The sequence below is a fragment of the Blautia sp. HCP3S3_H10_2 genome, from assembly GCF_052122375.1.
Taxonomy (GTDB): domain Bacteria; phylum Bacillota; class Clostridia; order Lachnospirales; family Lachnospiraceae; genus Blautia_A.
In genome coordinates this window covers 263,322-276,076 of record NZ_JBQKCL010000002.1, presented here as the reverse complement: position 1 = coordinate 276,076, position 12,755 = coordinate 263,322, and the positions used below count along the sequence as shown (strand labels likewise).

Sequence of the window (12,755 nt, the reverse complement as noted above, 5' to 3'; positions counted from 1 at the left end):
TTACAAACGAGGAGAAACTATTATGAAAAAAACACCTTTTGTGACACTGGAGAAGGTACAGGAAATTGCCCAGAAATACCCAACACCATTTTATCTCTATGACGAGAAGGGAATACGTGAGAATGCGCAGGCTTTGAAGGAAGCTTTTGCATGGAATAAGGGTTTTAAGGAATTTTTTGCGGTAAAGGCAACCCCTAATCCATTTCTGATCAAGATTTTGCAGGAGTATGGCTGCGGATGTGACTGCTCTTCCATGACAGAGCTGATGCTTTCCAAGGCAATCGGATGCAAGAAGGGAGATATTATGTTCTCCTCCAATGACACTCCGGATAAAGAATTTAAATATGCTGATGAGATTGGCGGAATCATTAACCTGGATGATATCACCCATATTGAGAGTGTGGAGAAAGCAGTTGGAAAAATTCCGGAGATCATCAGCTGCCGTTATAACCCAGGCGGAGTTTTCAAGATCAGCAATGATATTATGGACAATCCTGGAGACGCCAAATATGGTATGACTACCGAGCAGATTTTTGACGCATTCCGTATCCTGAAAAGTAAAGGTGCAAAAGAGTTTGGTATTCATGCATTCCTTGCCAGCAACACGGTAACCAATGATTATTATCCAATGCTTGCAAAGGTAATGTTCGAGCTGGCTGTGAAGCTTCAGAAGGAGACTGGCGCACATATTAAATTTATTAACCTTTCTGGTGGAATTGGTATTCCTTACCGTCCGGAGCAGACTCCAAATGATATCCGCGCCATCGGTGAGGGAGTGCGCAAGGTGTACGAAGAGGTTCTTGTTCCGGAGGGAATGGGAGATGTTGCCATTTATACAGAGCTTGGACGTTTTATGATGGGACCGTATGGCTGCCTGGTAACAAAGGCAATTCATGAGAAACATACCCATAAGGAATATATCGGTGTAGATTCCTGCGCAGTAAATCTTATGCGTCCGGCTATGTATGGTGCTTATCATCATATTACTGTTCTTGGAAAAGAAGACCAGGCATGTGACCATTTGTATGATATTACCGGATCACTTTGCGAAAATAATGATAAATTTGCCATCGACCGTTATCTTCCGAAGATTGATATGGGTGATTACCTGGTTATCCATGATACCGGGGCCCATGGCTTTTCTATGGGATATAACTACAATGGCAAGCTGAAATCCGCAGAGATCCTTCTTCATGAGGATGGAAGCTTTGATATGATCAGACGCGCAGAGACACCAAGAGATTATTTCGCTACCTTTGACTGCTTCCCGATTTTTGAGAAGATGCTGGAAGATGAAGATAAAGCGTGATTGATAAGTGATAAAAGAGGAATTACCGGAAGAATATTCTGGTAGTTCCTTTTTGCTATAGTAAACTCTGCGGAATTTCAGGTAACAAAAAATCCCGTAAAATCAAGGATTTCACGGGATTTACATATCTTATGAAATAGAAAGAAGTGCCGGCAGTGGGACTTGAACCCACACGTAGTTGCCTACAACAGATTTTGAGTCTGCCTCGTCTGCCATTCCGACATGCCGGCGCTAAATTGACAATAGTTATAATAACACAATCTGATATTTTGCGCAAGAGCATTTCTAAAATAAATTGTTACTGTTCAGAGCCAAGCGGATTCTTGTGAAAAAGGGGGAGCCATGCTTGCATGAACGAGCGCTTTTTCACAAGAATCCATTTGGCGGATACGCCACACCGACAAAATGCGAAGCGTTTTGGAGGTTGGCTCTGAACAGCAACAATAAATTTACTTAATTGCATTAAAAATTCATACAATGAGTAAAAATAAAAAGTTTATAAAATTTCGGGAGAGAATATTGATATTCCCATTGAGAAATGCTAAAGTATTCACCAAGTTGACAGAAAATGGAGGAAATGCCAATGAACATTGACCATAAAAAACCAGAGAACCGGCCATTGTATATTTTTGTAATGGTTGCGGTAGTGGTAATTCTTTTCCTGAATTTATTTGCGATTCCTGCCATGCAGGAGCGCTCAGTGGAGAAGACGGATTACAGCACCTTCCTCAGCAATGTGGAGAGAGGAAATGTGTCCAAGGCAGAAGTGCAGGATGATTACATCTATTATGTTGTCCGCAAGAATGGGGAGGATACGGTATGTAAGACAGTCCGGATGGATGACCCGGACCTGGTGAGTCGTCTATATGAAGCCGGAACCAGCATGGAGGCTGTGGAACCGCAGAAACAGTCTATTTTTCTCAGTCTGGTAATCGGATATGTGATTCCAATCGTGATCTTTATTTTCCTTGGAAGATGGCTGAGCAAGAAGATGATGAGTTCCATGGGTGGTGGCCCTGGCGGAGCAATGTCCTTCGGAAAAAGCAATGCCAAGGTATATGTGAAATCTTCCACGGGAATTAAGTTTACAGATGTTGCAGGTGAAGATGAGGCGAAAGAGCTTCTTACCGAAATCGTAGATTATCTTCATAATCCACAGAAATATACAGAAATCGGCGCATCCATGCCGAAAGGTGCCCTTCTTGTAGGCCCTCCAGGTACAGGTAAGACATTGCTTGCCAAGGCAGTTGCCGGAGAAGCAGAAGTACCGTTTTTTTCCATTTCCGGTTCTGAATTTGTGGAGATGTTTGTAGGTATGGGAGCTGCAAAGGTCCGTGATCTGTTTAAGCAGGCAAACGAGAAAGCACCGTGTATCGTATTTATTGACGAAATTGATACCATTGGTAAGAAACGTGATAATGGTGGCTTTACCGGTGGAAATGACGAGCGTGAGCAGACATTGAATCAGCTGCTTACAGAGATGGATGGATTTGATGGATCCAAAGGTGTTGTGATCCTTGCAGCTACGAACCGTCCGGATTCCCTTGATCCGGCCCTCCTTCGTCCAGGTCGTTTTGACAGACGTATTCCGGTCGAGCTTCCTGACTTAAAAGGCCGTGAGGAAATTCTTAAGGTTCATGCCAAGAAGATCAAAATTGCGGACAGCGTCCGTTTTGATGATATCGCCAAGGCTGCTGCGGGAGCTTCTGGTGCAGAGCTTGCCAACATTGTAAATGAGGCGGCGCTGCGTGCGGTGCGTGATGGCAGGAAATTTGCCACCCAGGCAGATTTTGAGGAGAGTATTGAGGTTGTTATCGCAGGCTATCAGAAGAAAAACCGTGTACTTTCCAACAAGGAGAAGCTGATCGTGTCGTATCATGAAGTGGGACATGCGCTTGTGGCTGCTAAGCAGACGGATTCTGCGCCAGTACACAAGATCACCATTATTCCACGTACCTCCGGGGCACTTGGCTATACCATGCAGGTGGATGAGCAGGAGCATTTCCTGATGTCCAAGGAAGAACTGGAGAACAAGATCGCCACCTTTACAGGCGGTCGTGCTGCAGAAGAGCTGATCTTCCACAGCGTTACAACTGGCGCTTCCAACGATATCGAACAGGCTACGAAGATTGCCAGGGGAATGATTTCCCGTTACGGTATGAGTGACGAGTTCGACATGGTTGCAATGGAGAGCATGAGTAATCAGTATCTGGGTGGTGATTCCAGCCTTAGCTGTTCCTTCGAGACACAGACACTTCTGGATAAGAAAGTTGTGGAACTGGTACGCAGACAGCATGAGAAAGCTTATAAGATCCTGGAAGATAATATCGAGAAGCTTCATGAACTGGCCAAATATCTGTATGAACATGAAACGATCACTGGTGAAGAATTTATGAAGATTTTAAATGATCCGCCGAAGGCTCTTACAGCAGAAGAATGAAGGTCATGAATTCAGCAGGATCAGGAAAACAAACAGAGAAATAAACAGAAAAAGAGAACATTGAAAATGAGAGACAGTGAATATGGCGTCTCCTTGAGAAATTTAAGGAAGATCAGTCAAAAGTTGCTGTCTCTTGTTTTTTTTACAGGATTCGGATATAATACCCCATATGGGTTGAAAAAGAGAGGTGTGTTTCCATGAATTGTCAGACAGCAGAGAGTATGGTAAACCGATATATTGAACATGACCTGTCCGTAGATGAACTGGAGGCTTTTCTGGAGCATGTGGAGAATTGTCCTTCCTGTTATGATGAACTGGAAACGTATTTTATTGTTCATGCTGCCATGCAGCAATTAGATGATGAAGGTAAGGATTCTACTCTGGATCTTCGGGAACTTCTGGAAGAGGATATCCGTAGAGCGAAACATCATATACTGAAAACAAAATTCCGCCGGGCATTAAGCGGAGTGGGATTTTGCGCGTTGATCGCCGGACTGGGCGGTTTTCTGATCTATATTGTGATGCAGATGCTATGAGAAAATGCAAGGTGCTTATCATCTTCTATAGAGCGTGTTTGAAAAACAGATAGAAAATCAGTGTCATACAGGAGGCATTTATGTGTGAGAAAATTTTATTGATAGATGGTTACAGCATTTTAAACAGGGCATTTTATGGCCTTCCAGACCTGACGAATTCAGAAGGAATGCATACAGGTGCTGTGTATGGCTTTTTAAATATTCTGTTTAAAGTGCTGAGTGAAGAAGCTCCAGAATATCTGGCAGTTGCATTTGACAGAAAGGAGCCAACCTTCCGGCATGAGAAATATCCCAAATACAAAGGTACACGTAAGCCGATGCCGGAAGAACTGAAAGTGCAGATTCCTCTTCTGAAGGAAATGCTTGAAAAAATTGGCATTGAGATAGTATCTCTTGCTGGTTTTGAGGCAGATGATATTCTCGGGACGCTTGCAAAAAAAGGCGAAGAGAACAATCTGGATGTGACGGTTCTTTCAGGAGACAGGGATCTTTTACAGCTTGCAACGAAGAAAATTATGATCCGTCTTCCCAAAACAGCCAGAGACCAGACGGTTATAGAAAATTATAAGGATGAACAGGTGCAGGAGCATTACGGGATTACGCCTGTCCAGATCATAGATCTGAAGGCACTTATGGGCGATCAGGCAGATAATATTCCGGGGGTCCCGGGCATAGGGGAGAAGACAGCGACCAAACTGATCGTGGAATATGGCTCCTTAGAAAATGCATATGCCCACGCAGATGAAATTTCCCAGAAACGTGCAAGAGAATCTTTGAAAGAAAATTATGAACTGGCAAAGCTTAGTAAAGAGCTTGCCACCATCAATACAGATTGTCCGGTGAAATTTGATCTGGAAAAATATAGAACCGGCGATATTTACAGCAAAGAAGCCTACGAGCTTTGCCGGAAACTGGATTTTAAAAATTTCCTGCTGAAATTTGATCCGGCCCAGGTAAATGAGAACAATATGGAGCAGGACTTCTTTACCTGTAATGATTTTGGCGGTTGTGAAGCGCTTTTTAAAAAAGCGGGACAGACAGAAGCTGTTGGAATTTCCCTTCTGTGGGATAAAGAAGGCGTCTACGGAGCTGGTATGGCTTTAAGCGATGATGAGATCTACTATATTCCTGTGGAAGGAATGATAACTGCCGGATATCTGGGAGATAAGATCGGCCATCTGGGCGAAAAGACCACCGTATGTGCCATGGATATAAAAGCGTTGCTGAAACGTGCCAGCTTAAATAGGAACGCGGCCATTTTTGACTGTGGGATTGCGGCATATCTCCTGAATCCGCTGAAAAGCACTTACACATATGACGAGCTTGCGAAGGATTATCTGGATGGAAAGCTTCTTCCGGCCAGGGAAGAGCTCCTGGGGAAAACATCCCTGAAAAATGCCTGGGAAGAGGGCAGGGTGGAACTGGAACATCTGGGATGCTATATGGCATATACCGCTCTTTCGGTGAAGAAACCACTGGAAGAAAAGCTTCATGAGCAGGATATGTGGAAGGTATATAAAGAAATCGAACTTCCCCTTGTGTTTACACTGGATTCCATGGAAAAATATGGGATTAAAGTGCAAGGGGACGAGCTGAAAAATTACGGGGACAGGCTGACTGGCCGTATCCAGGAACTGGAGAAGCAGATCTGGCAGCAGGCAGGGGAAGAATTCAATATTAATTCTCCCAAACAGTTAGGCGTGATCCTTTTTGAAAAAATGGGAATCCCAGGTGGGAAAAAGACGAAGACAGGATATTCCACATCTGCTGATATCCTGGAAAAGCTGGCAGCGGAGAATCCTATCGTAACGGATATTCTGGAATACCGTCAGCTGACGAAACTGAAATCCACTTATGCAGATGGTCTTGGGGCTGTGATCGAGGCAGATGGAAGGATCCATTCCACATTTAACCAGACAATCACTGCTACCGGGCGGATCAGCAGTACAGAGCCAAATCTTCAGAATATACCGGTCCGTATGGAACTGGGAAGACTGATCCGTAAAGTGTTTGTACCGGAAGAGGGTTTCGTATTTCTGGATGCGGATTATTCCCAGATCGAGCTTCGTGTATTGGCCCATATGTCCGGAGATGAGAAGCTGATCGAGGCTTATAAGGAGGCCGAGGATATCCACAGACTGACTGCATCACAGGTTTTCCATATTCCATTGGATGAGGTCACACCGCTGCAGAGAAGGAATGCGAAGGCAGTAAACTTTGGGATTGTCTATGGAATCAGCTCCTTTGGTCTTAGCCAGGATCTTAGCATTACCAGAAAAGAAGCAGCGGCTTATATCCAGAATTACTTTGAGACTTATCCAAGCATCAAAGGTTTCCTGGATGGGCTTGTGGAGCAGGGAAAAGAAAAAGGCTATGTATCTACCATGTTTGGCAGAAGAAGACCGGTTCCGGAACTGAAATCCAGCAATTTTATGCAGAGATCCTTTGGAGAGCGTGTGGCAATGAATTCACCGATTCAGGGAACCGCAGCAGATATTATCAAAATTGCTATGAACCGTGTATACAAGCGGCTACAGGAAGAAAATCTAAAGTCCAGACTGGTGCTCCAGGTTCACGATGAGCTGTTGATCGAGACCTGGAAAGAGGAAATTCCCCAGGTTTCCAGAATCCTGGAAGAGGAAATGAAAGGAGCCGCTGATCTGGCAGTAGAACTGGAAGTAGATATGCACCAGGGAAATAACTGGTATGAAGCAAAGTGATGCAGACTAGAGGCACATACAATGAAGATAATAGGAATTACAGGAGGAGTAGGCGCTGGGAAAAGCACGGTGCTTGCTTACCTTGAGGAAAAATACAATGCTTTTGTGATACAGGCGGATGAGGTGGGACATATTGTAATGGAACCAGGACAGGAATGTTATGAGCAGGTGATCCGTCTGTTTGGAAAAGATGTGATAAAAAAGGATAAAACTATTGACCGGAAGAGGGTTTCGGATGTAGTATTTGGACAACCGGATTTATTAGAACGATTAAACCGAATCATACATCCGGCGGTAAAACGGTATATTTTGAGAAGCCTGGAAGAGCAAAAAGAGGAAAAAAGAGAGCTTTGCGTTGTAGAAGCCGCTCTTTTTCTGGAGGAGCATTACCAGGAATTTTGTGATGATGTATGGTATATTCATACAGATGAAGAAATCCGCATCCGGCGGCTTATGGAAAACCGTGGGTACACAAGGGGAAAATCCCTTGGAATCATTGGAAACCAGGCCAGCGAAGCGTATTTTCGTGCCAACACAGATTATACGATAGAAAATAACGGTGATCTGGAAAAAACGTGGAAACAGATCGATGAAGGAGTAAGAAGGAATGAGACTTTGTAGTATTGCCAGCGGAAGCAGCGGGAACTGTATTTATGTGGGATCAGAAGAAACACATGTTCTGGTAGATGCAGGAATCAGCGGCAAACGGATCGAGCAGGGACTGAACCAGCTGGAGCTTACTGGCAGGGACATAGATGCTATTCTGGTTACCCATGAACACTCTGACCATATCAGCGGGCTTGGTGTGATGGCGCGCAGATACCACATTCCGGTTTATACCACAGGAGGAACTGCAGATGCGATCAGCAGAATGAAAAATATGCAGAACCTTCCGGAAGATACATTCCACGAAATTGTGGAAGACCAGGATTTTCACATTAAGGATCTGACTATACATCCTTTTTCCATTCCCCATGATGCGGCGCAGCCGGTAGGATACCGGGTGGAATGCCAGGATAAGGCAGTTGGCATTGCTACAGACCTTGGGAAATATAACGATTACATAGTAGAGAATTTACAGAATCTGGATGCCCTTTTGCTGGAATCCAACCATGACATCCGTATGCTTCAGGTGGGAAGCTATCCATATTACCTGAAACAGCGTATTCTGGGAGACAGGGGGCATCTTTCCAATGAAAACGCAGGAAGGCTGCTCTGCAGGCTTTTGCATGATGATATGAAGGCAATTTTTCTCGGCCATTTAAGCAAGGAAAATAACTACGAGGCGCTTGCCTATGAGACGGTCTGCTCAGAGGTAACCCTTGGAGATAATCCATATAAATCCAAAGATTTCAAGATACAGGTTGCGAAACGGGATAGTATTTCAGAAGTGGTTGCACTGTAGCGGTACAGTGCTTGCGCCATTTTGGGATATGTCTGGTTTTTACATACAGGTCATGGGAAAGAGAAGAACAGACAAATTTCCCGGGACAGTCAAATAAGGGCGTCGGCCCCAAATACAGGAGGAGTATCATGAAAAAAACAATCATCACAGTTGTAGGAAACGACACAGTTGGTATCATTGCAAAAGTATGTACGTATCTTGCCCAGAACCAGGTGAATATTCTGGACATTTCCCAGACTATTGTACAGGGGTATTTTAACATGATGATGGTAGCGGATACCAGCGCTTCAGACAAGGAAATTGCAACTCTTTCAAAAGAACTGGCTGCTCTGGGGGATGAGATCGGCGTAGTGATCCATTGCCAGCACGAGGATATTTTCAACGTAATGCACCGTATATAATGCTTGGAACGGAAGGCTTTTGGACCCTGACATTATATAATCTTATCTGGAGAAAGGAACACGAAACGCTATGATTAATATGTTTGAGGTAAATGAGACCAATAAAATGATCGAGCAGGAGAACCTTGATGTGCGTACCATCACTCTTGGAATCAGCCTGCTTGATTGTATTGACAGTGATCTTGCCAAATTAAATGAGAAAATTTATAACAAAATTACCACTTATGCCAAAGATCTGGTGGCAACTGGCGAAAAAATTTCTGCACAGTATGGAATTCCTATTGTGAACAAAAGAATCTCAGTTACACCCATCGGTCTGGTCGGCGGCGCTGCATGCAGGACAACAGAGGATTTTGTGACGATTGCAAAGACACTTGATAAGGCAGCAAAACAGGTGGGAGTAAATTTTATAGGTGGATATACAGCTCTTGTAAGTAAGGGAATGACGCCTGCTGAGGAGCTTCTGATCCGTTCTATTCCACAGGCTCTTGCAAGCACAGAGCGCGTGTGCAGCTCTGTAAATGTTGGTTCCACAAAGACCGGAATCAATATGGATGCTGTAAAGCTTATGGGTGAGGTCGTGCTTGAGACTGCTGAGGCAACCAAGGAACAGGATTCTCTTGGATGTGCCAAGCTGGTTGTATTTTGCAATGCACCAGATGATAATCCGTTTATGGCAGGTGCATTCCACGGTGTTACAGAGGCAGACAGCATTATCAATGTTGGTGTCAGCGGTCCCGGGGTAGTAAAAACAGCCCTGGAAAAAGTAAGGGGAGAGGATTTCGAGACTCTCTGTGAGATGATCAAACGCACAGCGTTTAAGGTAACCCGAGTAGGCCAGCTGGTTGCCCGTGAAGCGTCCAAAATGCTTGGCGTTCCTTTTGGTATTGTGGATCTTTCTCTTGCACCGACGCCGGCGATAGGAGACAGTGTGGCAGAAATCCTGGAAGAAATCGGCCTTGAAAGAGCCGGGGCACCTGGAACTACAGCAGCCCTTGCTTTGTTAAACGATCAGGTGAAAAAAGGCGGTGTAATGGCATCCACAGCAGTAGGCGGCTTAAGCGGCGCATTTATTCCGGTCAGTGAAGACCAGGGAATGATCGATGCTGTGACAGCAGGCGCCCTTACTATCGAGAAGCTGGAAGCTATGACCTGTGTCTGCTCAGTAGGTCTTGACATGATCGCAGTACCAGGAGATACGAAGGCTTCCACGATTTCCGGTATTATTGCAGATGAAGCAGCCATCGGAATGGTGAATCAGAAGACGACAGCAGTCCGCCTCATCCCTGTTATTGGAAAAGGCGTGGGAGAGACAGTAGAATTCGGCGGTCTTCTTGGCTATGCACCGATCATGCCGGTGAATAACTTCTCCTGCGAAGCATTTGTAGCACGCGGAGGACGCATTCCCGCCCCGATCCATAGCTTTAAAAATTAAGCCTGCGAAGCAGGCGCTACTTCTTGTAATTGCACAAGCAGGTTCCGATTTTTTGCGAAGCATTAAAAATGACTTGACATTTTTACATTACTGTGCTAAAGTATAAACCAGTTAAACCGATGAGAAAGAGTAGTAAATCAGATGTGACATCTGGTCATTATGAATGGACTGATTAGTGACCACACAGAGAGCGAAGGATGGTGGGATCTTCGTATGAAGCGGCTGATGGAATGGACTTTCGAGGGCGGCCCGAAATTATGATCGAGGAGAGTAGGCGCCGACGGGAACCGAACCCGTTACCAATCAGGAGTGTATGTTTGTACATGAGAAAGTGGACGATTTGTCAATTTGAGTGGCACCGCGATAATAAGATTTTATTACCGTCTCAAAGAACAACAGAGATGTTGTTTTTTGAAGACGGTTTTTTATTTACCAGAAAAGTCTGGAACAGACAGATACCACTCATTCTTTCTCGCAGACAAGATGCAGGGGATCGGCTCAGTTATCCCTTAGCCAATTTTAAGAGAGAGAGGAAAAAACTATGAAAAAAAGAATGATCGCAATCGCAGCAGCAACAATGGCAACTATGATGATGGCAACACCTGTTCTGGCAGAGGATTACAAGATCGGCATCTGCAACTATGTTGATGATGCTTCCCTGAATCAGATCGTAGACAATCTGGAAAGCCGTCTGAAAGAGATCGGGGATGAGAAGGGTGTTAATTTCGAGATCTCCTATGACAACTGTAATGCAGATGCCAATGTTATGGAGCAGATCATTTCTGATTTCCAGGCAGATGGTGTAGATCTTATGGTTGGCGTTGCTACACCGGTAGCTATGCGTATGCAGGCAAGCACAGAGGGAACAGACACACCGGTTGTATTTTCCGCAGTATCTGATCCGGTCGGCGCAGGACTTGTGGAATCCCTGGACGCACCAGGCGCAAACCTTACCGGAACAAGCGATTATCTGGATACCGCTTCTATTATGAAACTGATCCAGGCAGTCAATCCAGATACAAAGAAGATCGGACTTTTATATGATATTGGACAGGATTCCTCCACAGCAGCCATTGAGGCAGCCAAAGCTTACATGGATGAGAATGGAATCGAATATGTAGAGCGCACCGGAACGACCACAGATGAGGTACAGCTTGCAGCAGATGCACTTGTGGCAGATGGCGTTGACGCAGTATTTACTCCAACTGACAATACGATCATGACAGCAGAGCTTTCCATTTATGAGAAATTTATTGATGCTGGAATCCCACATTATACAGGTGCTGATTCCTTCGCATTAAACGGAGCATTTGCAGGATATGGTGTTGATTATGCAAACCTTGGCTCCAAGACAGCAGATATGGTTGCAGACATTCTTTTAAATGGTGCTGATCCGGCGTCTACTCCTGTAGAAACCTTTGATAACGGTACTGCAACTGTCAATACAGAAACCTGCGAGGCACTTGGCCTTGATTTTGAAACTGTCAAAGCAGCTATGGAACCTCTTTGCACACAGGTAAATGAGATCACCACAGCAGAAAGCTTTGATGAACTGGAAGAAAATTAACCGGAGGAAAAAATCGTGACACTGGCTACTGCACTCTCCTTAGGAGAAACTGCCCTGAAACTTGGACTGATCTGTTCTTTGACTGTCCTTGCGTTGTTTTTAAGTTATTCCATGCTGAATGTCTGCGACCTTTCTACAGACGGCTGCTTTACCTTAGGCGCCGCTGTAGGAGCTGCCGTGGCAGTTAGCGGACATCCTTTTTTATCCATTATAGCTGCAATGCTGGCCGGAATCTGCTCTGGTTTTATAACCGGATTTTTGCAGACGAAAATGGGCGTGGACAGCCTGCTTGCGGGAATTATCGTGAATACAGGTCTGTATTCCATTAATATTGCGGTGATGGGAGGTTCTTCCCTGATCAATATGAACCGTACAGATACGGTGTTTTCCATGATGAAGGATGCCCTGGCAGATACTCCGTTAAAGGGAAGGTCAGACATTATTGTTGCACTGATCGCGGTAGCAGCAGTGATCGCATTTCTGGTATTCTTCTTGAAAACCAGACTTGGCCTTGCAATCCGGGCTACTGGAAATAATGCGGATATGGTAAAATCCTCCTCTATTAACCCTGTATTTACAACGATCATCGGACTTTGCATTGCAAACTCTTTTACAGCATTGTCTGGATGCCTGCTTTCCCAGTCACAGAAGTCTGTGGATATCAACATTGGACAGGGAATGGTTACTATTGCCCTCGCTTCCTTGCTGATCGGAGGAACGATCCTGGGAAAAGGCGGAATTTTTATAAGGGCGGTCGGAATGGTACTTGGATCTTTTATTTTCCGTCTGGTTTATACAGTTGCATTAAGATTTAATATGCCGGCATTTATGCTGAAGCTGGTATCTTCTGTGATCGTTATTCTGGCGATTTCCGGCCCGTATCTGAAGAGGCAGTGGCCGCAGCTGAAACGGAGAATGACACACAAGAAGGGAGGAATCTGA

Annotated in this window: 10 protein-coding genes and 1 tRNA gene; 10 read left to right on the top strand and 1 reads right to left on the bottom strand. The window is 44.8% G+C overall.

From position 1 onward, the window contains the following. Window positions 1-22 precede the first annotated feature (22 nt). Window positions 23-1,309 (top strand): diaminopimelate decarboxylase, encoded by a 1,287-nt coding sequence (locus tag ACTQWB_RS03150; RefSeq protein WP_441500314.1) that lies wholly within the window; start codon window positions 23-25, stop codon window positions 1,307-1,309. A 147-nt stretch (window positions 1,310-1,456) separates the two neighbouring features. Here ACTQWB_RS03150 and ACTQWB_RS03145 read toward each other — a convergent pair. Beyond that, a tRNA-Leu gene (locus ACTQWB_RS03145) sits at window positions 1,457-1,539 on the bottom strand. 353 nt (window positions 1,540-1,892) lie between these two features. Between ACTQWB_RS03145 and ftsH the strand changes: the two genes are divergently transcribed. From ftsH to ACTQWB_RS03100, 9 genes are all read left to right on the top strand, one after another. After that, entirely contained in the window at window positions 1,893-3,749 is a 1,857-nt protein-coding gene (gene ftsH, locus ACTQWB_RS03140; protein ID WP_441500313.1) for an ATP-dependent zinc metalloprotease FtsH, read from the top strand. Window positions 3,750-3,946: 197 nt separating this feature from the next. After that, entirely contained in the window at window positions 3,947-4,285 is a 339-nt protein-coding gene (locus ACTQWB_RS03135; protein ID WP_441500312.1) for an anti-sigma factor family protein, read from the top strand. Window positions 4,286-4,365: 80 nt separating this feature from the next. Then, complete coding sequence (gene polA / locus ACTQWB_RS03130) at window positions 4,366-7,005, top strand: DNA polymerase I (RefSeq protein WP_441500311.1); 2,640 nt, start codon at window positions 4,366-4,368, stop codon at window positions 7,003-7,005. A gap of 21 nt (window positions 7,006-7,026) precedes the next feature. Then, entirely contained in the window at window positions 7,027-7,626 is a 600-nt protein-coding gene (coaE, locus tag ACTQWB_RS03125; protein ID WP_441500310.1) for a dephospho-CoA kinase, read from the top strand. Next, window positions 7,613-8,410, top strand: coding sequence for an MBL fold metallo-hydrolase (locus tag ACTQWB_RS03120; protein ID WP_441500309.1), 798 nt, complete (start codon window positions 7,613-7,615; stop codon window positions 8,408-8,410). The genes coaE and ACTQWB_RS03120 overlap by 14 nt, the downstream gene beginning before the upstream one ends. Window positions 8,411-8,538: 128 nt before the next feature. Continuing rightward, the gene (locus tag ACTQWB_RS03115; RefSeq protein ID WP_021925040.1) at window positions 8,539-8,811 is read left to right on the top strand and encodes an ACT domain-containing protein; all 273 of its coding nucleotides are present in this window, start codon (window positions 8,539-8,541) and stop codon (window positions 8,809-8,811) included. A gap of 70 nt (window positions 8,812-8,881) precedes the next feature. Beyond that, window positions 8,882-10,246 carry a PFL family protein gene (locus ACTQWB_RS03110; RefSeq protein WP_441500308.1) on the top strand — a complete coding sequence of 455 codons (1,365 nt, stop codon included), beginning with the start codon at window positions 8,882-8,884 and terminating at the stop codon, window positions 10,244-10,246. Between the two features lie 541 nt (window positions 10,247-10,787). Beyond that, window positions 10,788-11,813 carry an ABC transporter substrate-binding protein gene (locus ACTQWB_RS03105; RefSeq protein WP_441500307.1) on the top strand — a complete coding sequence of 342 codons (1,026 nt, stop codon included), beginning with the start codon at window positions 10,788-10,790 and terminating at the stop codon, window positions 11,811-11,813. Between the two features lie 15 nt (window positions 11,814-11,828). Further along, window positions 11,829-12,755: an ABC transporter permease gene (locus ACTQWB_RS03100; protein WP_441500306.1), complete on the top strand. Its 927-nt coding sequence runs from the start codon at window positions 11,829-11,831 to the stop codon at window positions 12,753-12,755.